Genomic DNA, 24,527 nt, shown 5'->3' with positions numbered 1-24,527 from the left:
GAGGCTGGTTATAGTCCTGCGCCGCCGATTCCCCATCGGCACGCTGCGACGCAGCCTCCGCCCGGATGGCGAAATTGGTATACGCAAGGGACTTAAAATCCCTCATCCGAAAGGGTATGCGGGTTCGACCCCCGCTCCGGGCACCAACTTCCGGTGGTTCCAGCAACTGGCGCTGGCACAACCCATTCGAATATCCCTCTTATATATCCCATCAGCCGCTCAAAGATCGGTTGCGCTCGATTGCGCGTGGTTCAAGCCCTTCACGTTTGTTGGCGATTAAGTTGTCGGAGAATATCGACAGCTCTACATGTCTGTAGAGTAACTTTGTGCTAATGTGTATCTACAGAAACAAACTGTCGGAACCATTGCCATGTCAGCCACCCTTCAAGTTGCCGCTTTTTCCAAGGATCAATGCACAACCGGATTGCGCGCTGCGGTGAATATTCTGGACAAATGGCAGGCCACGACTGAACAGGCCTGCCGGATTCTGCGTATTTCCCGCAGCACTCATGCGCGTGCCAAGTTGCGTAATGCCGACTGGTCGGTGAGTCTGGATCCGGATCAGATGCAGCGCATCAGTTTCATCCTCAATATCCACGCCGCGCTGCGACTGATTTTCGATAATCCGGAGAACACCTACGGTTTCCCTGGAATGCCCAATCACAACGAGCTCTTTAACGGCCGTTCACCGCTGGAGGTCATGGCGCAGGGCGACATGATTTCGCTGTACGAGACATTTCGGCGGATCGACAGTCTGCGGGGCGCGCAGTGGTAGTGCCGAAGCGGCTGCCGGTTCGGCCGCCGGCGAAGCTGCAGGCGTATCGGTTGGTGAACTCGAAGTTTCCGCCCATCGAGCTGTTCGATGACGTGGCCGACGCCGATGAGTTCGACATGCTTTATCAGCTCCAGGCCCTGACGAACCCGCGCCTGCACAACGAGACCGGCCGACTCGAGCTGATTCCCCGCGGCGAGATCCCGTTCGGCATTCCCGGCTGCTCCTATGCCACCGCTCCGTTCACCCATGTGAATCCCTCCGGCTCGCGTTTCAGCGATGGCAGCTACGGCGTGCTCTACCTGGCCGACAGCATGGAAACGGCCCTGGCCGAAGTGCGCCACCACCAGGAACTGTACTGGTCCGGCGTGGTGGGTCTGAACTTCGAGCGCTTCGTCTTTCGCGGATTGTCGTGCCAGTTCGACGAGGCAGGCCTGCTGGATGCCACGACCGTCGCGCTGACCGACCCGATCTACGATCCGAATGACTATTCCGCGGCGCGCCAGTTCGGTCGTCAGCTCCGGCAGGACGGCTTTGCAGGTCTGCGCTACCGCTCGGTGCGCAAGCCTGGCCAGCATTGCTGGGCGCTCATGACGCCGCGCAATATGCTCTCCATTGTCCAGACCGCCCATTACGAGATGATCTGGAACGCCGGCATTACCAGTGTCAGCGCCATCGGCGAGGTTTCGCCGTAGGCCCACCCCGGCACCGCTCGTCCGCACGCGCGTCACTGCCAACCAGCTGTAACAAACGCCGCGCATCCTTTGCTCAAGGACTCCCCCATGGCGCACGGACGCTCCGCCTGAACAGACGATGTGAGGACGCGACGATGAGCAAGCGATCACTCGAAGAACTGGTAACCCGTTCGGATATCAGCGCACTGCAGCCGATGGCGCACTGGCGTCGTGGTCGTCGCAGCGGGCAGGAAAAAGCGGGGCCGAACGCTGCGGCGCTGATGCAGAGAGCCTCGGCAGACATTGGCATGCTAAGGACAGCCCCGTCCCACTGATCCGTTCAGGCAACGCCAATGACGAGCGGAGCGAACCCTGCCGGTCTAGCGGGCAGGGCCGACCTCGCGAGCGCCCTGCCCTCACCCGTGGTGCCGCGGTAACCACAGTGAGATCAGTGCAGCGAGCAGCACGAACAGCGACGACACCCACAGACACGCCTGCAGGCCGTAGGCCTGGAACACCCAGCCCGACAGCAGCGTGCCGACCAATCGACCCAGCGCGTTGGACATGTAGTAGAAACCTACGTCCAGCGAGACACCGTCCCCCTTGGCGTAGCTGACGATCAGATAGCTGTGCAGCGATGAATTCACCGCGAACAGCACGCCAAACAGCATCAATCCTCCGATCAGAACCCACTGTGGCGACGCAGCCGTCGCCAGCCCGATCGCAATTGCCGCAGGCAATGCCGCCAGCGAAGCTGCCCATAGGCATGCCGCCCGACCATCCGGGACCTTGCCACTGCGTTTGCCGGTGATCGCCGGTGCGACCGACTGGACAATGCCGTAACCGATGATCCAGCACGCAAGGAAGCCGCCGACCATCCAGAAGTTCCAGCCGAAAACCGTGCTCAGGTAGACCGGCAAGGCCACCACGAACCACACGTCTCGCGCGCCGAACAGGAACAGGCGCGCCGCCGAGAGCACGTTGATCGCGCGACTCTTGGACAGGATGTCGCGGAACTTCGGTTTTGCCTTGGCCTTGCCGAGATCCTTCTTCAGCAGCACCAGGCTGGCCAGCCAGACCAGCGCCAGCACGGCAGCCATCGAGAGAACCGCCCCGGCGAACCCCAGCAGACCGAGCAGCGCGCCGCCGAGAAAGAAGCCCACGCCCTTGAGCGCGTTCTTCGAGCCAGTGAGGATGGCGACCCACTTGTAGAGCGTGCCCTGCTGGCTGTCGGGTACCAACAGTTTGATCGAGCTCTTGGCCGACATCTTGTTCAGGTCTTTGGCGATGCCGGAAAGCGCCTGCGCGCCCATTACCCAGGGCACGGGCAGCCATGTGGCCGGTACGGTGAGCATCAGCAGGGCCGCGACCTGCAGCGCCAAGCCGAGGTTCATCGTACGGTTCAGACCAAGCCGCGCACCGAGGTACCCGCCAATCAGGTTGGTGACGACGCCGAATATTTCGTAGAACAGGAACAGCGCGGCGATCTGCAAGGGCGAGTAGCCCAGCGCATGGAAGTGCAGCACCACCAGCATGCGCAGCGCGCCGTCGGTGAGGGTGAAGGCCCAGTAGTTACCGGTTACCACCAGGTACTGGCGGATTTCCGGGGAGAGGCGTTGGAGAGCATGCATGGCGGCGGCTCGAAGATGTGTACGGATCACTGATACAGGCGCGAACCCGCTCGGCTCACCCCGGACGCCGGGATGAATGGTGGGCTGAAGCCCACCCTACGGGATGTGCACCCTAGCGAATGTCGGCTAGCCCAACCTTGCGCGCCAGTTCCACGGTGCGGTTGGCGTAGCCCCACTCGTTGTCGTACCAGGCGTAGATCTTCACCTGCGTGCCGTTGACCACCATGGTCGACAGTGCATCGATGATCGACGAGCGCGGGTCAGTGCGGTAGTCGATGGAAACCAGTGGTCGCTCCTCATAGCCGAGAATGCCCTTGAGCTCGCCCTCCGCTGCAGCCTGCAGCAACCGGTTCACCTCTGCGGCATCGGTGCTTCGCCCCACCTCGAACACGCAGTCGGTGAGCGAGGCATTGGCCAGCGGCACGCGCACGGCATGGCCGTTCAGCTTGCCGCGCAGCTCGGGAAATATCTCGGCGATCGCCGTGGCCGAGCCGGTGGTGGTGGGAATCAGGCTCATGCCCGAGGCGCGGGCGCGGCGCAGATCCTTGTGCGGCTGATCAAGAATGCTCTGCGTATTGGTCAGGTCATGGATGGTGGTAATCGAACCGTGGCGGATGCCCAGCTGCTCGTGGATAACCTTGACCACCGGTGCCAGGCAGTTGGTGGTGCAGGACGCCGCGGTGACGATGCGGTGCTGCGCCGGATCGTACAGGCCGTCATTGACGCCCATGACGACGTTCAGCGCGCCCGCCTCCTTCACCGGCGCGCTGACTACCACGCGCTTGACCCCCTGCTCCAGATACTGCTGCAGCACCGCAACGGTCTTCATCTTGCCGCTCGCCTCGATGACAAGATCGCAGCCCGACCAATCGGTGTCTGCGATCGTCTTGTTGGCGCTGACCTTCACCCGCCGGCCGTTGATGACCAGGCAGTCGCCGTCGGCGCTCGCCTCGTGCTGCCAGCGGCCATGCACGGAGTCGAAATTGAGCAGGTGCGCATGGGTCGCCGCATCGCCGGCCGGATCGTTGATCTGCACGAAGTTCAGCTCCGGCCAATCCCAGGCCGCACGCAGGGCCAGGCGACCGATGCGGCCGAAACCGTTGATGCCTACTTTTATGCTCATGGATGACTCGCTCCTGAAATGATGGATCAGAGATCGCGCGGCGCGAACATGATGATCGCCATGCCCAGCAACGCCACGGCGCAGCCGAGCAGGTCCCACCCGGTGGGGCGAACACCGTCGACCAGCCACAGCCAGACCAGTGCGACAGCGACGTAAACGCCACCGTAGGCGGCGTAGACCCGCCCGGCGGCGGTGGGGTGCAGTGACAGCAGCCAGGCGAACAGCGCCAGGGAAAGCGCCGCCGGAACCAGCAACCAGATACTCTTGCCTTGTTTCAGCCAGAGGTACGGCAGATAACAGCCGACGATCTCCGCTATCGCGGTAATGACGAACAAGCCGAGCGTATTCAGCATGAGAGGCCCGTCATGCGCCGAAGCGTTCGATCCAGCCGACATGCGCCGGATGCTGGATAGCCTTGGGTCGAAGCGCCTGGACGCAGGCGATGGCGGCCGCGCGCGGCACTTCGCGGTCGATCAGGATGCGTGCTGCGATCAGTCCGGTACGACCTGAACCACCCTTGCAGTGAATGGCGATGCGCTTGCCGGCATCCAGTAACTCATGGATCCGCGCTGCCGCCCCTTCCCAGGCCCGATCGAAGTCCGCCAGCGGCACCTGTTCGTCGGCCACCGGCAGGTGAAACCACTCGAGGTCGCGTTCGGCACAGAGTTGCGGCAGCTGGCTCGCGTCGTTACGGGCCAGCTCTTCGGCGGGCATCAAGGTGATCACTGCTTCGGCACCAGCCGCCTGTAGCGTGCCCAGCGCCTCGTCGAGGCTGCTGCCCTTGCTGCCGGGACACGGCGTGAAGATCAGCTGACCGGCACAGCCGGGTACATCGAGTATGTCGTAGGGATGGGACACGCGGGCGATTCCTGGAAGTCAGATTGAGCGTTGATTGACGCGACGGGACAGCGCTTCGGCCGACTCCTTGCGCTCCGAATAACGGTCGACCAGGTAATCGGCGCGACCGCGTACCAGCAGGGTGAACTTGATCAGCTCCTCCATCACATCCACCACGCGGTCGTAATAGGCCGAGGGCTTCATCCGCCCTGCCTCGTCGAACTCGAGATAGGCCTTGGCCACTGAGGACTGGTTGGGGATGGTGAGCATGCGCAACCAGCGACCCAGCACGCGCATCTGATTGAGCGCATTGAATGACTGCGAGCCGCCGCTGACCTGCATGATCGCCAGCGTCTTGCCCTGAGTCGGGCGCAGCGCGCCCATGGCCAGCGGCACCCAGTCGATCTGGGCCTTGAATACTGCGCTCATCGAGCCATGCCGCTCCGGCGAGCACCACACCTGCCCCTCCGACCACTGCATCAGCTCGCGCAGTTCCTGGACCTTCGGATGGCTGTCAGGCGCATCGTCCGGCAGTGGCAGCCCTGCCGGATGAAAGATGCGCGTCTCGGCACCGAAACGCTCCAGCAGCAGCGCCGCTTCCTGAACCAGCAAGCGACTGTAGGAGCGCTCCCGGTTGGAGCCATAGAGCAGCAGGATGCGCGGCTTGTGCGCAGGCCCGTCTGGGAGGCCCAGCTTGGCGAGATCGGGTAGATCGAGCAGCGTTGGATCGATATTGGGTAGGTCGTCGTGCATGGGGTAATCCTGAAAGTTGAGGCGAGTGAACGATGCGATTCAGCCACACACCGTCGCCCGCTCGGGACGATTGCGCATGCGCTCCAGACGCTGCAGGTTGTCGCTCAGCCAGTTCTTGTTGGCAGCCAGAATCGGTTGCAGCATGTCCGTGACCCAGTCAGGCAGATGCGGATGGAGCCGGTAATAGACCCACTGTCCCTGACGGCGATCTTCCAGCATGCCGCAGCTGCGCAGCATCGCCAGGTGACGGGAAATTTTCGGCTGGCTTTCATCCAGCGCGCAGGTCAGCTCGCACACGCACAACTCGCCTTCGCGGGCGATGAGCAAGGCGATGCGCACGCGAGTCTCGTCGGCCAGGCATTTGAATACGGTGGTAGGTATCAAGTGCTCGATCACGAAAATACCCTTCTGACGCTTGCCGATCGGTTGATAATCGCGAAACGTATGCGTCGGCGAATATATTGCTTAGCGCATATACGAGTAAAGCGCAGGTTGCGCGCACAGGTACTGAAGGCAGCCCCTGGAGTGGCGAATTGCTCGGTGTAATGCAACCCGCGTATATTCCGCAGAGCGTATATAAGGTGAATCGAATGTCTTGGATGAAAGTCTGCTGATGCCAGCCCCCCATGTGCTCGATGTGATCATCATCGGCGCCGGGCAGTCGGCCCTGGCGACCGCGTACTTCATGCGGCGTACGGCGCTTTCCTACCTGCTGCTGGACGATCAACCCGCCCCGGGTGGCGCCTGGCTCCACGCCTGGAATTCGTTGAGGCTGTTCTCACCTGCGGCCTGGAGTTCTATCGCCGGCTGGCCGATGCCGACCCCCGTCGAACCGGGCAATCCGTCGCGCGACGATGTGATCGACTATTTGCATCGTTACGAGACCCGCTACAGCTTTCCCATTCAACGCCCGGTTCATGTCGATGCGATCAGGCGCGTAGACGATCTATGGCAGGTTCAGGCCGGTGATCGGCGCTGGCTGGCCCGGGCAGTGATCAGTGCGACCGGCACCTGGAGCAAGCCTTTCATTCCGGACTATCCGGGGCGCGAGGCGTTCCAGGGGCTGCAATTGCATTCAGCGTACTACCGGGACCCTGCACCCTTCTCCGGCAAGCGCGTGATGGTGGTCGGCGGCGGCAATTCAGCCGCGCAGATCCTGGCGGAACTCTCGAAGGTCGGCGAAACCATATGGGTCACTCAGGACCCGCCGGCGTTCCTTCCCGATGAGGTCGATGGTCGCGTGCTGTTCGAGCGTGCAACCGCGCGCTGGAAGGCCCAGCAGGAGGGCCGCAGCATCGATGACCTGCCCGGCGGCTTCGGCGATATCATCATGGTGCCCTCGGTGCTCGACGCGCGGAAACGTGGCGTGCTGATAGCGCAACCGCCGTTTGTGCGCTTGCACGAATCTGCCGTCGAATGGGCGGACGGCCGTCAGACTAGCCTCGATGCGGTGGTCTGGTGCACCGGCTTTCGCCCGGCGCTCGATCATCTTCACCCGTGCGGGCTGGTGGAGGCCGACGGCAAGGTGCAGGTAGCAGGGACCCGAGCCGTGAAACAGCCCAATCTCTGGCTGGTCGGCTACGGCGAGTGGACCGGCACGGCATCTGCCACGTTGATCGGCGTCACGCGCAGCGCCCGAAGTACGGTCGACGAAGTGGTCGAAGCGCTGTCTGCACAATCCCGCTAGCGCGGCGACACAACCCACCACCTACAGAAAGAAAAGGTACGGTTCCAGATGTCCACTCAATGCGAAGTGACCAGCAAGCAGGCCGGGGCGCCATTGGGCTTCTTCGAGCGTTACCTCACCCTCTGGGTATTCCTCTGCATCATTGCCGGCACGCTGCTCGGGCTTGGCATGCCCGCGGCGGCACAGGCCGTGGGCGCCCTGGAAGTGGCCCACGTGAACATCCCGGTCGGCCTGCTGATCTGGGTGATGATCATCCCCATGCTGATGAAGATCGACTTCTCCGCCCTGCGGGAGGTCTACGCGCAGCGGGCGAGCATGGGCATCACGCTCTTCGTCAACTGGGCCATCAAGCCGTTCACCATGGCGCTGCTGGGCTGGCTGTTCATCAAACAGGTCTTCGCGCCCTGGCTGCCGGCCGCCGAACTGGACAGTTACATGGCCGGCTTGATCCTACTGGGCGCGGCGCCCTGCACCGCAATGGTCTTCGTATGGAGCAACCTCTGTAACGGCAACGCCAACTTCACCCTGACCCAGGTCGCACTGAACGATGTGGTGATGGTGTTCGCCTTCGCCCCGATCGTCGCACTGCTGCTCGGTGTGTCTTCGATTCCAGTGCCTTGGGACACGCTGCTGCTCTCGGTAGTGATGTACATCGTCATCCCGCTGGCGATCGCCCAGGTAATTCGCGCACGCCTGCTCAAGCGCGGCGAAGAAGCATTCCACGCCGCCCTGGCAAGAGTCCAGCCATTCTCCATCGTTGCGCTGCTGGCCACCCTGGTGCTGTTGTTCTCCTTCCAGGGCGAGGCCATTGTCGACCAGCCGCTGATAATCGCCATGCTGGCTGTGCCCATCCTGCTGCAGACCCTGCTGATCGCCGGGCTGGGCTATTGGCTCAATCGCCGCTTCCAAGTGCGCCACGATGTGGCAGGGCCGTCGGCCATGATCGGTGCCTCGAATTTCTTCGAGCTGGCGGTGGCCGTCGCCATCGTGCTCTACGGCTTCAATTCCGGTGCCGCACTGGCCACGGTGGTCGGCGTGCTGATCGAGGTGCCGGTGATGCTCTGGCTGGTGCGCAGCGTCAATCGCAGCCGCGACTGGTACAACCGCGCGCTGACGGCCAACCGAACATAGCCCTGCACTTGACGCGGATCAGCCCCGCCGCACGCCAGCCAACTACCATGGTCGTGACTACCCAGCAGGACCATGGTCATGGACAGCTCCGCGCCCGAGCGATCGGCTCCTTCGGCTGACGCCTCCCCTTCGCTGTGGAAACATCTGGCGCGTTTCTGGCGCGACCGCCCTGGCGAGGCCAAGGTGCTGCTTGGCATGTCTGCCGCATTTCTGCTGATCTTCTTCCTGCCGCTGGGGCAGCCTCGCTTCGAGAATGCCGTACTCGAAGGCCTTCGCCTGACCCAGTGGTACGCCCGCGAGCACGTCATCCTTTGCCTGTTGCCGGCCTTCGTCATCGCCGGTGCGATGGCCGTCTATATCAGCCAGGGCGCGGTGATGAAGCACCTCGGCCCGGCCTCGCCCAAGCCGATCGCCTTCGGCGTGGCCTCGGTCGCCGGCACGCTGCTGGCGGTGTGCTCCTGTACCGTCCTGCCGCTGTTCGGCGGCATCTACAAGCGCGGGGCCGGGCTCGGCGCAGCCATCGCCTTTCTCTACTCGGGGCCGGCGATCAACGTCATGGCCATCGTGGTGACGGCCAAGGTGCTTGGCGCCGAGCTCGGTATCGCCCGGGCTGTCGGCGCCATCCTCTTTGCCCTGGTAATCGGCGCGATCATGCACCTGCTCTACCGTCACGAAGAAGCCGCCCGCGCCGCCAAGGGCGCCCGCGGTTTCACCGCCGACGACAGCGGTCATCCGCTCGGCGACATCGTCGCCCTGTTCAGCCTGATGATCGGCATCCTGGTGTTCGCCAACTGGGCCAGGGCGGAAACCCCGGCGTGGATGCTCGTTTACGCCTGGAAGTGGTCGATCACCGCTGCGCTCGCCGTCCTGCTGGCGGCGCTGTTGGTACGCCGTTGGCGCTGGTCGCTAAAACCGCTGCTGGTCGTCGCCGGGTTGGTCGCTGCAAGCGCCCTGCTCCGGCCCGAATGGCCGGAACTGGCGATGGTCATCGGTATCGGCGGTCTGATGTTGCAGGCCAGCCGTGAGAACGCTGCCGGACAGGAGTGGGTCGGGCAGAGCTGGGACTTCACCAAACAGATCATGCCGCTGCTGCTGGGTGGTGTGATGGTCGCCGGCTTGCTGCTCGGCCGCCCCGGCCATGAAGGGTTGATCCCCAGTCAATGGGTGGTCTGGGCAGTGGGTGACAACAGCTTCGCATCCACCCTGCTCGCTTCACTACTGGGCGCCTTCATGTACTTTTCCACGCTGACGGAAGTGCCTATCGTCGAAGGCCTTCTTGGCGCTGGCATGGGCAAGGGCCCGGCACTGGCGATATTGCTCGCCGGCCCTGCGCTGTCCCTGCCGAACATGCTGGTGATTCGCACGGTGCTGGGCACCCAGAAGACGCTGGTGTACTGCACGCTGGTCGTGGTCATGGCCACGCTTAGCGGTTATCTCTATGGCCAACTGATGTGAGGACGACGATGAAACTGACCGTCTACGGTTCCGGCTGCGCCAAGTGCCAGCAACTCACTGCCAATGCCGAAGCGGCGGCACGTCGTCTCGGTCTGGAATATCAGCTCGAGAAAGTCACCGACGTCAACGCGATCATCGATGCCGGGGTCATGCGCACGCCGGCGCTGGCGGTCGATGACGATGTTCTCGTCGAAGGGAAGGTGCCCAGCAGCGACGAACTCCAGCAGCTGCTGGGCTGAACGTAGGAACCAGCCAGGCTCGTCGCATCATTTGATGCCCTTAACGGTACGGAACCCTCCTGCGCGGTTCGTGGCCTCATAACCTGAGCCGTCAGGAGAAATGTGAAGTGTCCGATTCGATGACTTACCTGGCCATCGCAGCCGCGGTGGCGCTCATCGCGCTGAACTTGCTGGCGATCATCAGCGTATTCAAAAGCGAGCGAAGCGTGGGCGCAAAGGCGCTCTGGGCGATCGGTATCGCCCTCTTCCCAGTGCTGGGCCTGCTGTTCTGGCTGCTGGTTGGCGTTCGCCGAGTCCGCTGATCAAGGCTTCTGACCTAGCAGGTACAGGGCTCGTCCCAGCACCCGTACCGAATCGGCGTGCTTGCCGGCCTGATGCAACTGCTCACCCTCGGCACGCAGTTCGCGCACCTGCTGCAGGGTGGCTGCGTCCTTCGGTGGATTGGTCTTGAGCAGTTCGTCGATCTTGGCCATGTCCATGGGGCAATGCATCGCCAGCAGTGGCGAGCTGAACAGAATCACGAAGGCAAAGGCTGAGAGGCGTCGCATGGCTATTCTCCTGAGCGAGAGGCGCCCATGCAGTATAGATAGCAGCGGCAGAATCGCTTGCTGCCCACTCACTGGCAGTACCGGTAGCCGCAAACTCTGCGACGCAAAAGAAAAAGCCCCAAGCAACGAATTGCTTGGGGCTCTTCAATATGGAGGCCGATGTCGGAATCGAACCGGCGTACACGGATTTGCAATCCGCTGCATAACCACTCTGCCAACCGGCCTCAAAACGAAGGCGCCGCATGATTTCTGCGGCGCGATCTTACAAACTGGAGCGGGAAACGAGACTCGAACTCGCGACCCCGACCTTGGCAAGGTCGTGCTCTACCAACTGAGCTATTCCCGCGTTGTCTTGGTGACGGGCGCCATTCTATACGATCGAAGGCTGCCGTCAACCCTTTGATTAAAAAAGTTTTTATTTCTTTTCCGTAGTGCTCAGGTGCGGCCAGGCAGCCATCAGGTAATTGATCATCGACCACAGCGTCAGCCCTGCCGCGACGATGAGCAATGCGTAACCCATGCCGACCCATATTGTCGGCTGCGGCGGATTGGCCAGCAGGATCACCAGCGCCACCATCTGCGCCGCGGTCTTCCATTTGCCGAGATTCGACACCGCGACCTGCGCACGGGCACCAAGCTCGGCCATCCACTCGCGCAGTGCCGAGACGACGATCTCGCGGCCGATGATGATCGCAGCCGGCAGCGTCAGCCAGAGATTGGCGTGCTCCTCAACCAGCAGCACAAGCGCGACCGCCACCATCAGCTTGTCGGCTACGGGATCAAGAAAGGCGCCGAATGGCGTGCTCTGTTCCAACCGGCGCGCCAAATAGCCATCGAGCCAGTCGGTCAGCGCCGCGATGGTGAACACGGCACTGGCGGCCAGATAGCTCCAGTAGAACGGCAGATAGAACAGCAGAATGAAGATGGGTATCAGCAGCACGCGCAGAACGGTGAGCAGGTTCGGGATATTCATCGGTACCACTGATCGGCGAAATTCGGGGACAGTTTACTCACTGTGCAGAGCGGCATAAATCGACTCGGCAAGCTTTTTACTGATACCAGGCGCCTTGGCGATCTCGTCGAGGCTGGCCCTGCACAGTTCCTGAAGACCGCCAAAATGCGTGAGCAGTTCGCGACGACGTTTAGGCCCGATGCCCGGAACGTCCTCCAGCGTCGAAGTGCGCCGAGCCTTCCCACGCCGTGCGCGGTGGCCGGTGATGGCGAAGCGATGCGCTTCGTCACGCACCTGTTGGATCAGGTGCAGCGCAGGCGAGTCGGCCGGCAGTGTGAACTCGTGGGCGGCGTCATTCAGATAGAGGGTTTCCAGGCCCGGCTTACGGGTGACGCCCTTGGCCACGCCGAGCAGGATGAGCTCCGGCACGGCCAGCTCCTCCAATACCTCGCGCGCCATGTTGAGCTGGCCCTTGCCACCGTCGACGAGCAGGATGTCCGGCAGCTTGCCCTCGCCCTCCGCCGCCTTGCGAAAACGCCGCGACAGTGCCTGATGCATTGCCGCATAGTCGTCTCCGGCGGTGACGCCCTCGATGTTGTAGCGGCGATAGTCGGATTTCAGCGGGCCTTCCGGGCCGAACACCACACAGGAGGCGACGGTAGCCTCGCCGCTGGAGTGGCTGATGTCGAAGCATTCCAGGCGCATCGGTGGCTCGTCGAGCTCCAGCGCTTCGGCCAGTGCGTCGAAGCGTGCCGACAGATGCTGACGATTGGCCAGGCGCGCGCCCAACGCTTGTTCGGCGTTGGTCAGCGCCAATTGCTGCCAGCGTGCCCGCGTCGCGCGTACCCGATGGGTGATGGTCAGCTCGACGCCACGCAGCTCGGAGATGGCGTCGATCAGCGTGGCGAAATCCTCGTGCACTGCATTGACGATCAACTCGCTGGGCAGGTCGCGTTCCGTAGCCCCCAGGTAGTACTGCTCCAGAAAGGCCTGCAGCACCTCGCTGACGCTTTCCTCAATGGCGACCTGCGGAAAGAAGTTCTTGCTGCCCAGCACTCGCCCACCACGCACGGTGATCAAATGCACGCAAGCGCCGCCTGGGCTGACCGCCGCGGCGACGATGTCGACATTGCCCGCCCCCCCTTCCATGCTCTGCTGGTCCTGCACGCGGCGCAGGATGCCGATCTGGTCACGGATCTCGGCGGCGCGCTCGAAATCCAGATTCGTCGCCGCCTTTTCCATGTTGCGCGACAGCTCCTCCGCCAGTGCATTGCTGCGACCCTCAAGGAACATCACCGAGTGACGCACATCTTCGGCGTACTCTTCGGGGTCGACCAGATTCACGCAAGGCGCCTTGCAGCGCTTGATCTGGTATTGCAGGCAGGGTCGGGTGCGGTTGCGGAAATAGCTGTCCTCGCATTGCCGCACGAAGAAGGCCTTCTGCAGCAGGCTCAGGCTTTCGCGAATGGCCCCGGCGCTCGGATAGGGGCCGAAATAGCGTCCGGGCTCCTTCTTGGCGCCACGATGAATACTCAGTCTTGGGAATTCACCGGCCGAGAGGAACACATAGGGGTAGGACTTATCGTCCCGTAGCAGGATGTTGTACGGCGGCCGCCACTGTTTGATGAGTGTCTGCTCGAGCAGCAGCGCCTCGGTCTCGTTGGCAGTGATGGTGGTTTCGACCTGCGCGATCTTGGCCACCAGCGCTGCGGTCTTCGGCGCCTGCCCGGTCTTGCGGAAGTAGCTTGCCAGGCGCTTTTTCAGGTTCTTCGCTTTGCCCACATAGAGCAGCTTGGCCTGCGCATCGAACATGCGATAGACGCCCGGCCGGCCGCTGCAGGCGGCCAGGAACGCCGAGGAATCGAAAGCTTCTGTCATCAGTTGACGGTGTCGACCATCCCGTGGCGAACCGCCAGCAGGGCCAGCTCGACATCACTGGTGATCGACAGCTTTTCAAAGATGCGATAGCGGTAGGTGTTGACTGTCTTCGGCGACAGGCAGAGCTTGTCGGAAATGTGCTGTACCTTCTGACAGTTGGCAATCATCAGCGCGATCTGTATTTCTCGCTCGGAAAGCAGGTCGAACGGTGACTCACTGAGCTGCGGCTGGAAGGATTTGAGCGCCAGCTGCTGAGCGATCTGCGGGCTGATGTAGCGCTGGCCGCCGAACACCATGCGGATGGCCTGCACCATTTCCTCCAGCGCCGCGCCCTTGGTCAGATAGCCCGCCGCCCCGGCCTGCAGCAGGCGAGTCGGAAAGGGATCTTCTTCACAGATGGTCACGGCAATGACCTTCAGGTCCGGGTAGCTGCGCAACAGCTTGCGGGTCGCCTCCAGACCACCGATGCCCGGCATCTTGACGTCCATCAGCACCACATCGGGCTTGAGCTCCCGAGCCTTGCGGATCGCATCCTCGCCAGAATCCGCCTGACCGATCACCTGCAGCCCAGAGATGTCCGCCAGCATGCGACTGATGCCTGTGCGAACCAGATCGTGGTCATCGACCACCAGCACCCTAATCAAGCAGACACCTCATTGACCGAATTGAAAGCTGGCTGGCTGCTCGCTTTTTCAGGAGCGCACTCTATCAAAAAAATCATCGACCTGGCCGATCACGACGCAGGTAACTGATCGAGATCATAAGTCCGGGGCGCCAACCGACGAACTGCATGCTGAACGCCGATGGACGGCCAAAGTCACAAAGCTGATGGCCATTTCCGCGGATCTCTCATGCTCACCCTGATCGCCGCACTGGTGCTGACAGCCACCCATATGCTGGCCGGAAGGCTGAGCAAACTACATCAGTTGCCGCGCAGCCGCTGGCTGTCCGCAGCCGGTGGCGTCGCCGTCGCCTATGTCTTCGTGCACCTGCTCCCCGAACTGGCCGACGGGCAGAGGGTGATGGAGGATAGCGGGTTTCACCCGTTGCGCTACCTTGAGCACCACGCCTATCTGCTGGCGCTAGGCGGCCTGGTCTGCTTCTACGGACTCGAGCGACTGATCAAGCAGCACCGCGACGAGCGGCCTGACGGCGCACCCTCCCACGCGGGCGTGTTCTGGCTGCACATAGGTGCCTTCGCCGGCTACAACGCACTGATCGGGAATATCCTCGCCAACCGTGATCCTGACCAGATGCTGGAACTGGTCTGGTACACCGTGGCCATGTCGCTGCACTTCATGGTCAACGATGTGGCCCTTCAGCATGACCACCAGGATCTGTTCGCTCGACGCGGCCGCTGGATCCTGGCGGGGTCAACGCTGATCGGCTGGGCGGTCGGCTCGGTCATCGAACTCTCGGAGCTGGGTGTGTCGGCCCTAACCGCCTTCATTGCCGGCGCGATCATCCTTAACGTTCTGAAGGAGGAACTGCCGACGGAAAGGAACAGCCGATTCGGTGCTTTTCTGCTCGGGTCGCTCGGCTACTCCTTCCTTCTATTGCTGATGCAGCCGAGCCAGTAAGTCATTACCTCGCTCTGCGCATCAAACGGTAGGCGGCCGGGATGACGAACAGCGACAGCAGCGGCGCACTCAGCATGCCGCCGACCATCGGCGCCGCGATGCGGCTCATGACTTCGCTGCCGGTGCCCGCCCCCAACAGGATCGGCAACAGGCCGGCGACAATCACTGCCACGGTCATCGCCTTCGGGCGTACCCGCTGCACTGCGCCTTCGCGGATTGCATCGCACAGCGCGGCCTCGCCGCTCAGCCCGTCGCGCTGCTGTTCGGCCCAGGCGTTTTTCAGATACAGCAGCATGATCACGCCGAACTCCGCAGCGACCCCCGCCAGCGCGATGAAACCGACACCGGTGGCCACCGACAGGTTGTAGTCCATCAGATAGAGGAACCAGACGCCGCCGGTCAGCGCGAACGGCAGGGTCAGCATGATCAGCACGGCCTCGTCCAGCCGGCCGAAGGTCAGATAGAGAAGGAAGAAAATGATCAGCAACGTCGCGGGCACCACCAGCTTGAGGCGCTCGTTGGCGCGCTCGAGAAACTCAAACTGGCCCGAGTAAGCCAGGCTCATGCCGGGCAGCAGGCTGACTTCGGTACTGACCACATCGCGCAGATCGGCGACGACCGACGCGATATCCCTCCCGCGCACGTCGACGTATACCCATCCCGCGAGCCGCGCATTCTCGCTGCGCAGCATCGGGGGACCGTCGCTTATGCGCACCCGCGCCACGCTGCCCAGAGTGATCTGGCTGCCCTGCGGCGTGAGGATCGGTAGCCGCTCCAACGCCTGGGGGGTATCGCGCCACTCGCGTGGATAGCGAACGCTGATCGGGTAGCGCGCCAGGCCCTCGATGGTCTCACCTACGGTTTCGCCCCCGATGGCGCTGGAGACGATTGACTGCACGTCGGCGATGTTCAGCCCGTAGCGGGCGGCGTCCCGACGATCGATATCGATATCGACGTAGCGCCCACCGACCAGGCGCTCGGCCAGCGCCGAACTGACACCCGGCACCTTTCTGGCAACGGCCTCCACTTGCTGGCTGACACGGTCGATCTCCTCCAGGTTGGCGCCGGCGATCTTCACCCCGATCGGGCTCTTGATGCCGGTGGCGAGCATGTCGATGCGATTGCGTATCGGCGGAATCCAGATATTGGTCAGGCCTGGCACCTGCACTGCCCGGTCCAGCTCGTCGATCAGCTTCTCAGGGGTCATGCCGGCGCGCCACTGCTCTCGCGGCTTGAAACGGATGGTGGTCTCGAACATCTCCAGCGGTGCCGGATCGGTCGCTGACTCAGCGCGGCCAGCTTTGCCGAACACGGTTTCGACTTCCGGAACCGTGCGGATCATGCGATCGGTCTGTTGCAACAGCTGCGCGGCTTTCTGTGCTGACAGCCCCGGCAGCGCCGAAGGCATGTAGAGCAGATCACCCTCGTCCATCGGCGGCAGGAACTCCCCGCCCAGTCGCGACATCGGCCACAGCGTCGTAGCCAGGATCAGCACGGCTACGGCGATGGTGGTTTTCGGGTGATCCAGCACTGCATTCAGCGCCGGGCGATAGACCCGTATCAGCCCGCGGTTGAGCGGATTGCGCGCCTCGTCCGGCAGCTTGCCGCGAATCCAATAGCCCATCAGCACCGGCACCAGGGTCACCGAAAGCCCAGCCGCTGCAGCCATGGCATAGGTCTTGGTAAAGGCCAGCGGGCCGAACAGGCGGCCTTCCTGCGCTTCGAGGGTGAACACCGGAATGAACGACAGGGTGATGATCAACAGACAGAAGAACAGCGCCGGCCCGACTTCCTGCGCCGCGCTTGTCATCACCCGCCAGTGCTCTTCACCTTCCAGTGTCTTGCCGGGATTGGCGTGGCGCCAGGCCTCGGCCTTCTTGTGGGCGTTCTCGATCATCACCACCGCCGCATCGACCATCGCACCGATGGCGATGGCGATACCGCCGAGCGACATGATGTTGGCGTTGATGCCCTGGTAACGCATCACGACGAAGGCGATCAGTACGCCGATGGGCAGCGAGACGATCGCCACCAGCGAAGAGCGCAGGTGCCAGAGAAAGACTCCGCACACCAGCGCGACGACGACGAATTCCTCCAGCAGCTTGAAGCTGAGGTTCTCCACTGCGCGGTCGATCAGTTCGCTGCGATCGTAGGTGGTGACGATCTCGACGCCATCGGGCAGGCTGCTTTTAAGTTCTTCCAGCTTGGCGTGTACGGCGGCCAGGGTTTCCCGCGCGTTCTTGCCGCTGCGCAGGATGACCACCCCGCCGACCGTTTCCCCCTCCCCGTCAAGCTCAGCAATGCCCCGACGCATTTCCGGGCCGAGCTGAATATGCGCCACATCGCCCAGCGTGACCGGCACGCCCCTGGCGCTCAACTGCAGTGGAATCTGGCGAAAGTCCTCGAGCGTCTGCAGGTAGCCGGAGGCGCGGACCATGTACTCGGTTTCGGCCAGTTCGAGTACGGCGCCGCCGGTCTCCTGATTGGCCTTGCCGATGGCCTCGATGACCTGCGCCTGAGTGACGGCAAGGCTGGCCATCTTCAGTGGATCGAGCACGACCTGGTACTGCTTGACCATCCCACCGATGGTCGCCACCTCGGCCACGTTGGGCAGCGTGATGAGTTCGTACTTGAGGAACCAGTCCTGCAGACTGCGTAGTTGCGCGAGATCGTGCGTGCCGCTGCGGTCGACCAACGCGTACTGATAGATCCAGCCGACGCCGGTGGCGTCCGGCCCGAGAGATGGCTTGGCACCGGCCGGCAGCCGGCTCTGCACCTGGCTCAGGTACTCGAGCACCCGTGAGCGCGCCCAGTACAGATCGGTGCCGTCCTCGAACAGGACATAGACGAAGCTATCGCCGAAGAACGAATAGCCGCGCACCGTTTTCGCCCCGGGCACCGAGAGCATGGTGGTGGTCAGTGGATAGGTCACCTGGTTTTCGACGATCTGTGGCGCCTGCCCCGGATAGGGCGTGCGGATGATCACCTGCACGTCGGACAGGTCAGGCAGCGCGTCGATCGGCGTGGTACGCACCGCCCAGATGCCCACGGCAGTCATCAGCAACGTCGCCATCAGCACCAGGAACCGATTGAGGACAGACCAGCGAATCAGCGCGGCGATCATGGCTGCTTCTCCAGCGACTGAATCTGCTCGATCAGCAGGCCTTCATCGGTTTCCCGGACAGCGAAACGCACCCGATCCTCGACCTTGATGTTCTGCAGCAATGCCGCATCGGCGACCGCGAATGCCATGGTCATGCCGGGCATGCCAAGCGTATGAAACGGACCGTGAGCGATCTTCACGCGGGCATCAGCGAGCGCCATGACGCGGCCCTCGGATTCATGCAGCGCCGGTGCCGGCTGAGCATGGCCATGATCATGATCGTGCTGCGTATCACTGGCCGCGGGCGGCGCGACGATGCCACGCAAACTGGCTTCGGAGTCCAGCAGGAACTGGCCGGATGCGACCACCTGCTGGCCCTCTTCCAGGCCGCGGAGGATGACGGTCTGGCTGCCGTTCTCCCGCCCGGTCTCGACTTCCACCGGGCGATAGCGGCCGCCGGGCTCGGCTAGCATCACCAGGCTACGGCGCCCGGTGCGAATGACAGCCTCGCCCGGAATCAGCAGAACCGACGCATCGTCGCCACTGGCAAGGCTGGCCTGAGCCGTCAGCCCGGGCCGCAGCAGTCCGTCTGGATTGGGCAGCTGTATCCGCACACGTAGGGTGCGGCTTGCAGCATTGGCTTCCGGCAACACCGCGGTGATTTCACCCTCGATGAGCTGACCCGGCAGCGCCGGCAGCCGTGCAGTGGCGCGCTGGCCGACGCGGATGCCTTGGCTCTGCGCCTCTGGCACCGCCACTTCCAGCCAGACGCTGTCCAGACCATTGATCCGCGCGAGCGGCGCACCGGACGCAAGCGTCATGCCTTCGCGAACGTCCAGTTCCTGCAGTACGCCGGCGATCGGGGTGGAAATGGTAATGGACGCGTTGACCTTGCCACTGCGCTCGAGCTGGCTGATGGTCGATTCCGGCATGCCGGCCAGACGCAGGCGCTGCCGTGCGGCCGCCAGCAGCGCCGGTTCGCCGATTCGCCGCAAGGCCAGGTATTCCTCCTGGGCAGCCGTCCACTCGGGAATCAGCAGGTCGGCCAGCGCTGCGCCCTTGTCCAGCACATCGCCTGGCGCATGTCGATAGACACGTTCGACGAACCCGCCGGCTCGCGCCTGAACCCGCGCGACATCACGCGCGTTGTATTCGAGCACACCGACCGCGTCGACCACATTCGCCAGCTGTCCGCGGCTGACGGTCGCCAGGCGAATACCAAGGTTCTGCGTGACGCCGGCATCGATACTGATGGCCGCAACGTCGCCATCCTCATTGGCGTAGCGTGGCACCAGGTCCATATCCATGAACGGCGACTTGCCGGGCTTTTCGAAACGGTGCTGCGGCACCATCGGGTCGTACCAGTACAGCACTTCGGCATCACGCTCGACGGCGGGTGCGAGCGGTTCGGATGCCTGGTCATCAGCGCTGGCCAGCCAGTAGCCGCCAGCCGCGCCGATCAGAGCCGTCACCCCAGCCAGGGTGACGCTTGCGAGAATGTTCCGGCTCATTTGGCTTCTCCGTAAGCGAGGTGCAAGCGCGCAGCCGCGATGGCTACCAGACCTTGCAGGTCGATGTGTTCAAGGCGGGTCTCGATCAGTTCGTTGCGCGCTGTCAGCACCGCTTCCAGTTCGCTGGTCCCGGCGCGATAGCCGGCCATCGCCAGCGCCACCTTTTCCTCTCCCAGCGGCAGCAGCACCTCTGCGTTGCGTTCAAGTGCGCGCTGCAAGCGATCCAGCTCGGCCAGCTCGACGTCCAGTTGCTCCACGAACTCGCGCGTCATGGCTTCGCGTTCGGCTTCCAGTTGTTCAAGCTCGGCGTAGCGGGCGGCGATCCGCGGGTTCTGCCGCGAGCGCTGGAACACCGGCAGGTCGAAACTGAATTGCAGATTGACCATGTCGCCATACTCGCGACCGCGCTTGAGGTAGCTGACCTCCCAGCTCCAGTCGACCTGTTTCTCGGCGGTCGCCTCACGGATGCGTGCCTGCGCCACCTGGGTCAGCGGCGCATAGGCGGTCAGTTGCGGGTGCTGCTCGACCCGCTGCGCCAGTTGTTCAGGGGCAATGGCTCAGCGCGGCGGTTCGCCGAGCAGCGGTCGGTTGCCATCGCTGCCGACCCAACGCACCAGCGCCGCGCGTGCCTGGCGGCGCTGCTGCTTCAGTTCGTCCTGGCGATCAGCCAATAGCGCTGCCTGTTGCTTCGCCGCGACGCTGTCGGTCAACTGCCCTCGCCCGCCGGCGATACGCGCCCGAATCGCTTCGGCGAGCAGGCGGTTCTCCTCGAACAACTGGTCGAACAACCGGATCTTGCGTTCTACCGCGTGGGTGGCGATCCACGCCTGGGCGGTCGCCAGACGCACCCTGAGGGTTTCCACCTCGCGCGAGGCAGCGGCGCGCTCGACAGACGCCTGCGCCACATCGCTACGCGCCTTGCGCTTGTCGCGGTTCGGTACTTCCTGCATCAGGCCGACCATGCGCATGGTCATGCCGTCCTCATCGAGGCTCCAGCGCTCGGCGCCCTCAATGGGCAGATTCTGCAGCCCCAGCAGCAGCTTCGGGTCCGGCAGTTCGCCCGCGGCGACGGCTTCGCTACGCGCGGCTTGCAACCTCGACGCCTCGGCACGCAGCGATGGCGCCTGCTGTTGCGCAAGGCTCAGGGCATCGTCGAATGTCAGCCCGGCGGCTGCGCCGGGCAGGCCGAACGCGGCGACAGCCACCACGCCCGCGAACGGCCGGTACTTCCCTATCAATCGGGAGATCATGGATTGGATTCCTCGGTTTCCTGCACGCCGCAAGGCATGCCTACAGCGCCTCAACGCATGAACGCGGGGCGAGTCAGGTCAGCGTGGAATCAGTAACGCGGAGGGCGCCAGACGTCGGCGTTGGAGCGGGCGGGAAAGAACCCTGGGTAATGAACTGCGAGTTGCGGCAGCGAGGCAGTCAGATGCGGCTGCGCGACGCCGGTCTGCAACATGCTGCCGGTTTTGCACTGGTGGCCGCTTTTACACAGTGGATTGCCATCGTGCGAATGCGTGTCCTCGCCCTGAGCTTCAGCCTGGTGTGCGAGATGCCCGGCAGTGTCCATGTCGCTTTGCATCTGGCAAGGCTCTGCCTTCAGCTCGAGCGCAGCCATGCTACTCACGGGGAGCGCGAGGCTAAGCAACAGGACGAGTAGCAGACGCAGATGGGCTTTCATGGCGAGGAGTCTAGCCGAGCCGACACCCGGTAAAACTTGATCCAGATCGTGTCAGCCCGAATTCTGCCCGCCATTGCCATTGTCGGCGAGAAGATGACTGAGCACCGAACGCATCTTGCCGGGTTTGACCGGCTTGTTCAGCACAGGCACGCCGCAGCCCTGCAGTTGCTGGCGGCATTGGTCGCTGCGATCGGCGGTGATCATCACCACCGGCAGCGCCTGGTTGAAGCGTCCTCGCACCGCGAGCACGACATCCCAGCCGGTCAGCCCGTGATCCAGATGGTAATCGGCGAGGATCGCGTCCGGTGCGACTCCATCCAGCGCCGTCATTGCGCTTTGCTCGTCGGTGGCCGTCAGCACCGTGCAGCCCCATTGTTCGAGCAAGGCAGCCATGCTCAGCAGGATGCTTTCCTCATTGTCGATCACCAGCAGCCGGCGCCCTGGCAGCGGGTCGCCCAGCTGCGGCACGATCGCCGCGGCTGCAACCCGTTCGCGGGGCATCGCTTCGGCCAGCGGCACGTCGATACTGAACACCGAGCCACGCCCCGGCATCGAGCGCACCAGCACCTGATAGCCCAGCATGCTGGCGATACGGTCGACGATGGCCAATCCCAGCCCTACGCCACTGCGTTTCGCGGATCGACCAATCCCGAGCTGATTGAATTCGAGAAAAATCGCCTGCAGCTCCTCCTCCGGAATGCCCCGTCCGGTATCCCAGACCTCGATACGCAGCGCCCCGGCGCGCATGCGCGCGCCAACCAGTACCGCGCCCTGATCGGTATAGCGGCAGGCATTGCTGAGGAAATTCCGCAGGATTCGCGTCAGCAGGCGGAAATCGGTCTTGATCGCGACCCGCGGGATGTAGTGTTTCAACTGCAAGCCCGCCGCAGCAGCGACCGACTGGAATTCCGACACCAGCGGCAGCAGCACCTCGTCCAGCGAGTAGATATCGATGTCCGGTTTGATCGCGGCCTGATCGAGCTTGGAGATATCGAGCAGGTCGGTCAGCAGGTCTTCGGCGCCTTCCAGGGCCTGGTGGGCACGCTCGACCAGATGCAGCTCGTTCTGCGGCAGTTGGCGTTCACGCAGGGTCGAGATGAGCAGGCGTGCGGCGTTGAGCGGCTGCAGCAGATCGTGGCTGGCCGCGGCGAGGTACTTGTCCTTGCTCAGATTGGCGGCTTCCGCTGCATCGCGGGCCTCACGCAATTCACAGGTGCGCTCGGCCACGCGCTGCTCGAGCTCTTCGTTGAGCTGCAGCAGACGCAATTGCGCCAGCTTGCGCTCGGTCACGTCGGCGACGAAGCCTTCCACCAGACCGTCTTCGTCCGGCTTGAGCAGCAGGTTCATGATCACGTAGATGGCGCTGCCGTCCTTGCGGCGCAGGCGCGTCTCGTAGCCAAACAGGCCATGTTGCTGGCTCAGGGTATGGCGGATCTGCAGCAGCTCCTCTTCACCACCGATGAACAGGTGATGGGACAGATCGGTCAGCGCCCACAGCGCCTCTTCAGGGGTTTCGTAGTTGAGCATGCGCGCCAAGGCAGGATTGGCAGCTCGAATGCCTTCATGGAGGCTGGCCTGAAAGATGCCATGCACGGCGTGCTCGAACAGCCATTTGTAGCGATTGCGCTCGCCCTCCAGCTCTTCCAGGCGTGCCACCAGTTCCGGGTAGTGGCTCTTGCGTGCGGAATGGCTGCCGAACCCGAGCAGTTGCGCCAGGGCCTGATGCTGATCATCAGAGGGCTTCGGCATAGACGACCTCGACGTCCCGCTGCGTCGACGAGCGTGGATTAGTCAGGATGCAGGGATCCTGCATCGCATGTTGCGAGAGGAACGGGATATCAGAAAGGTTAACGCCGTGCAGGCTCAGCGTTTCGCGGAAGCCGATCTGCTGCTTGAGATCGATCAGGTGCTGCACCAGCCGCTCACGAACCTGGCGGTGGTTCAGCCCGCGCGAATCGATGCCCAGGGTTTCGGCGACCTTGCGGTAGCGGTCCGGCGAGGCGTCGTAATTGAATGCGACGACATGTTCGACCAGCACGGCATTGCAGACGCCATGGGGCAGATCGAGATAGCCACCGAGGCTGTGGGACATGGCATGCACCGCACCGAGAATCGCATTGGAGAACGCCAGCCCGGCCTGCATGCTGCCGAGCATGATCTGCTCGCGCAGCGCGATATCCGCCGGATTGGCGATCATCTGCGCAAGATTGCCGTTGATCAGTCGCATGGCTTCCAGCGCGTGCGGGTCGGTCAGCGGCCCATGGCCAGTCGACACGAACGCCTCGATGGCGTGCACCAGCGCATCGATGCCGGTACAGGCGGAGAGAAACGGGTCCATGCTCAGCGTGGTTTCCGGGTCGATCAGCGAAACATCCGGCACGGCTGCTTTGCTGACGATGGAGAACTTCATCCGCTCCTGTTGGTTGGAGATGATCACGAACTGCGACACGTCAGCCGATGTGCCGGCGGTGGTCGGGATCAGGATCAGTGGTGGACTGGGCACACGCAACGTATCCACCCCTTCGAACTCGTTGATATGGCGCCCGTGCGCCGCAACGATACCAATGCCCTTAGCACAGTCCATCGGACTGCCCCCGCCTACCGCGACGATCACGTTGCAGCCTTCGCTGCTATACAGCTCGGCGCCGAGCATCACTTCTTCGCAACGGGGATTGGGCGAAACATCAGTGAACAGGCAGTGTTCGATGTTCTGCCGGTCGAGGCTCGCCAGCACGTCGGCCACCCAGCCCGCCTTGACCACGCCGGGGTCGGAGACAACCAGCACCTTTCGCGCTCCGAAGTTGCCGGCGCAGGTCCCGACGCTGTGGCGACATCCGGCGCCGAAGATGATTTCTGGGGAAACGAACTTGCGCTGAAGGCTGATATTCGGGCTCATGACTGCGGCCTTTTTTATTTTTTGTAACAACGAGCGCAAGCCTACTGCATTGCTCAAGTAAAGCAATGCACCT

The 24,527-nt window shown here is 63.1% G+C and carries 24 protein-coding genes, 3 tRNA genes and 1 pseudogene; 11 read left to right on the top strand and 17 right to left on the bottom strand.

Annotation, left to right across the window (positions count from 1 at the left end; translation table 11 throughout):
- Positions 1-59 precede the first annotated feature (59 nt).
- The 4 genes from OUY36_RS11050 (at position 60) to OUY36_RS21995 (ending at position 1,781) form a co-directional block, all read left to right on the top strand.
- A tRNA-Leu gene (locus OUY36_RS11050) sits at positions 60-146 on the top strand.
- Positions 147-370: 224 nt separating this feature from the next.
- Complete coding sequence (locus OUY36_RS11045; protein ID WP_267932835.1) at positions 371-775, top strand: antitoxin Xre-like helix-turn-helix domain-containing protein; 405 nt, start codon at positions 371-373, stop codon at positions 773-775.
- Complete coding sequence (locus OUY36_RS11040) at positions 775-1,467, top strand: RES family NAD+ phosphorylase (protein WP_267938159.1); 693 nt, start codon at positions 775-777, stop codon at positions 1,465-1,467. The genes OUY36_RS11045 and OUY36_RS11040 overlap by 1 nt, the downstream gene beginning before the upstream one ends.
- A gap of 134 nt (positions 1,468-1,601) precedes the next feature.
- Entirely contained in the window at positions 1,602-1,781 is a 180-nt protein-coding gene (locus OUY36_RS21995) for a hypothetical protein (protein ID WP_102841108.1), read from the top strand.
- 81 nt (positions 1,782-1,862) lie between these two features.
- Here OUY36_RS21995 and arsJ read toward each other — a convergent pair whose 3' ends face one another.
- From arsJ to OUY36_RS11010, 6 genes are all read right to left on the bottom strand, one after another.
- Complete coding sequence (gene arsJ, locus OUY36_RS11035; protein WP_156245854.1) at positions 1,863-3,077, bottom strand: organoarsenical effux MFS transporter ArsJ; 1,215 nt, start codon at positions 3,075-3,077, stop codon at positions 1,863-1,865.
- A gap of 112 nt (positions 3,078-3,189) precedes the next feature.
- The gene (locus OUY36_RS11030) at positions 3,190-4,200 is read right to left on the bottom strand and encodes an ArsJ-associated glyceraldehyde-3-phosphate dehydrogenase (RefSeq protein WP_267938071.1); all 1,011 of its coding nucleotides are present in this window, start codon (positions 4,198-4,200) and stop codon (positions 3,190-3,192) included.
- Between the two features lie 26 nt (positions 4,201-4,226).
- On the bottom strand, positions 4,227-4,553 hold the full coding sequence (locus OUY36_RS11025) for a YnfA family protein (RefSeq protein WP_267938070.1): 327 nt from the start codon (positions 4,551-4,553) through the stop codon (positions 4,227-4,229).
- A gap of 10 nt (positions 4,554-4,563) precedes the next feature.
- Complete coding sequence (locus tag OUY36_RS11020; RefSeq protein WP_267938069.1) at positions 4,564-5,058, bottom strand: phosphatase domain-containing putative toxin; 495 nt, start codon at positions 5,056-5,058, stop codon at positions 4,564-4,566.
- An 18-nt stretch (positions 5,059-5,076) separates the two neighbouring features.
- Positions 5,077-5,790 (bottom strand): arsenical resistance protein ArsH, encoded by a 714-nt coding sequence (gene arsH / locus OUY36_RS11015; protein ID WP_267938068.1) that lies wholly within the window; start codon positions 5,788-5,790, stop codon positions 5,077-5,079.
- 39 nt (positions 5,791-5,829) lie between these two features.
- Positions 5,830-6,186 carry a metalloregulator ArsR/SmtB family transcription factor gene (locus OUY36_RS11010; RefSeq protein WP_326491928.1) on the bottom strand — a complete coding sequence of 119 codons (357 nt, stop codon included), beginning with the start codon at positions 6,184-6,186 and terminating at the stop codon, positions 5,830-5,832.
- 217 nt (positions 6,187-6,403) lie between these two features.
- Between OUY36_RS11010 and OUY36_RS11005 the strand changes: the two genes are divergently transcribed.
- The 5 genes from OUY36_RS11005 to OUY36_RS10985 all read left to right on the top strand — a co-directional run bounded on the left by OUY36_RS11005 (position 6,404) and on the right by OUY36_RS10985 (position 10,604).
- On the top strand, positions 6,404-7,477 hold the full coding sequence (locus OUY36_RS11005) for an ArsO family NAD(P)H-dependent flavin-containing monooxygenase (RefSeq protein WP_267938157.1): 1,074 nt from the start codon (positions 6,404-6,406) through the stop codon (positions 7,475-7,477).
- Positions 7,478-7,525: 48 nt separating this feature from the next.
- Positions 7,526-8,608, top strand: a complete 1,083-nt coding sequence (gene arsB, locus OUY36_RS11000) for an ACR3 family arsenite efflux transporter (protein WP_267938067.1) — start codon at positions 7,526-7,528, stop codon at positions 8,606-8,608.
- Positions 8,609-8,686: 78 nt separating this feature from the next.
- Positions 8,687-10,063 (top strand): permease, encoded by a 1,377-nt coding sequence (locus OUY36_RS10995; RefSeq protein WP_267938066.1) that lies wholly within the window; start codon positions 8,687-8,689, stop codon positions 10,061-10,063.
- A gap of 8 nt (positions 10,064-10,071) precedes the next feature.
- On the top strand, positions 10,072-10,302 hold the full coding sequence (locus tag OUY36_RS10990; protein WP_063542970.1) for a thioredoxin family protein: 231 nt from the start codon (positions 10,072-10,074) through the stop codon (positions 10,300-10,302).
- A 119-nt stretch (positions 10,303-10,421) separates the two neighbouring features.
- Positions 10,422-10,604, top strand: coding sequence for a PLDc N-terminal domain-containing protein (locus tag OUY36_RS10985; protein ID WP_017245094.1), 183 nt, complete (start codon positions 10,422-10,424; stop codon positions 10,602-10,604).
- On the opposite strand, the gene OUY36_RS10980 is transcribed toward OUY36_RS10985, so the two are convergent.
- The 6 genes from OUY36_RS10980 to gacA all read right to left on the bottom strand — a co-directional run bounded on the left by OUY36_RS10980 (position 10,605) and on the right by gacA (position 14,324).
- Positions 10,605-10,850, bottom strand: a complete 246-nt coding sequence (locus tag OUY36_RS10980; RefSeq protein WP_267938065.1) for a hypothetical protein — start codon at positions 10,848-10,850, stop codon at positions 10,605-10,607.
- A gap of 150 nt (positions 10,851-11,000) precedes the next feature.
- Positions 11,001-11,074: transfer RNA gene (locus tag OUY36_RS10975), tRNA-Cys, on the bottom strand.
- 46 nt (positions 11,075-11,120) lie between these two features.
- Positions 11,121-11,196, bottom strand: a tRNA-Gly gene (locus OUY36_RS10970).
- Between the two features lie 69 nt (positions 11,197-11,265).
- Positions 11,266-11,823, bottom strand: coding sequence for a CDP-diacylglycerol--glycerol-3-phosphate 3-phosphatidyltransferase (pgsA, locus tag OUY36_RS10965; RefSeq protein WP_063542974.1), 558 nt, complete (start codon positions 11,821-11,823; stop codon positions 11,266-11,268).
- 33 nt (positions 11,824-11,856) lie between these two features.
- Positions 11,857-13,680: an excinuclease ABC subunit UvrC gene (gene uvrC, locus OUY36_RS10960; RefSeq protein WP_267938064.1), complete on the bottom strand. Its 1,824-nt coding sequence runs from the start codon at positions 13,678-13,680 to the stop codon at positions 11,857-11,859.
- The gene (gacA, locus tag OUY36_RS10955; protein ID WP_003300232.1) at positions 13,680-14,324 is read right to left on the bottom strand and encodes a response regulator transcription factor GacA; all 645 of its coding nucleotides are present in this window, start codon (positions 14,322-14,324) and stop codon (positions 13,680-13,682) included. Before gacA ends, uvrC begins: the two co-directional genes overlap by 1 nt.
- 207 nt (positions 14,325-14,531) lie before the next feature.
- Between gacA and OUY36_RS10950 the strand changes: the two genes are divergently transcribed.
- Positions 14,532-15,260 carry a hypothetical protein gene (locus OUY36_RS10950; RefSeq protein ID WP_267938063.1) on the top strand — a complete coding sequence of 243 codons (729 nt, stop codon included), beginning with the start codon at positions 14,532-14,534 and terminating at the stop codon, positions 15,258-15,260.
- Between the two features lie 4 nt (positions 15,261-15,264).
- Here OUY36_RS10950 and OUY36_RS10945 read toward each other — a convergent pair whose 3' ends face one another.
- The 3 genes and pseudogenes from OUY36_RS10945 to OUY36_RS10935 form a co-directional block, all read right to left on the bottom strand.
- A complete protein-coding gene (locus OUY36_RS10945) occupies positions 15,265-18,384 on the bottom strand; it encodes an efflux RND transporter permease subunit (protein WP_267938062.1) in 3,120 nt (1,039 codons plus the stop codon).
- Complete coding sequence (locus tag OUY36_RS10940) at positions 18,381-19,874, bottom strand: efflux RND transporter periplasmic adaptor subunit (protein ID WP_267938061.1); 1,494 nt, start codon at positions 19,872-19,874, stop codon at positions 18,381-18,383. The genes OUY36_RS10945 and OUY36_RS10940 overlap by 4 nt, the downstream gene beginning before the upstream one ends.
- Positions 19,871-21,124, bottom strand: a pseudogene (locus tag OUY36_RS10935) (TolC family protein). Before OUY36_RS10935 ends, OUY36_RS10940 begins: the two are co-directional and overlap by 4 nt.
- A gap of 182 nt (positions 21,125-21,306) precedes the next feature.
- Here OUY36_RS10935 and OUY36_RS10930 point away from each other — a divergent pair.
- Positions 21,307-21,537, top strand: a complete 231-nt coding sequence (locus tag OUY36_RS10930; RefSeq protein ID WP_219725464.1) for a hypothetical protein — start codon at positions 21,307-21,309, stop codon at positions 21,535-21,537.
- A 72-nt stretch (positions 21,538-21,609) separates the two neighbouring features.
- Here the strand turns inward: OUY36_RS10930 and OUY36_RS10925 are convergent, their stop codons facing one another.
- Together OUY36_RS10925 and ercA are read right to left on the bottom strand one after the other, a co-directional pair.
- Positions 21,610-23,307, bottom strand: a complete 1,698-nt coding sequence (locus tag OUY36_RS10925; protein WP_267938060.1) for a hybrid sensor histidine kinase/response regulator — start codon at positions 23,305-23,307, stop codon at positions 21,610-21,612.
- Positions 23,291-24,454, bottom strand: a complete 1,164-nt coding sequence (gene ercA, locus OUY36_RS10920; protein WP_063542990.1) for an alcohol dehydrogenase-like regulatory protein ErcA — start codon at positions 24,452-24,454, stop codon at positions 23,291-23,293. Before ercA ends, OUY36_RS10925 begins: the two co-directional genes overlap by 17 nt.
- Positions 24,455-24,527: the final 73 nt, after the last annotated feature.

Source organism: Stutzerimonas sp. R40042, from assembly GCF_026642215.1.
GTDB classification, from domain to species: domain Bacteria; phylum Pseudomonadota; class Gammaproteobacteria; order Pseudomonadales; family Pseudomonadaceae; genus Stutzerimonas; species Stutzerimonas frequens.
This window is presented reverse-complemented; position numbering and strand designations above follow the sequence as displayed.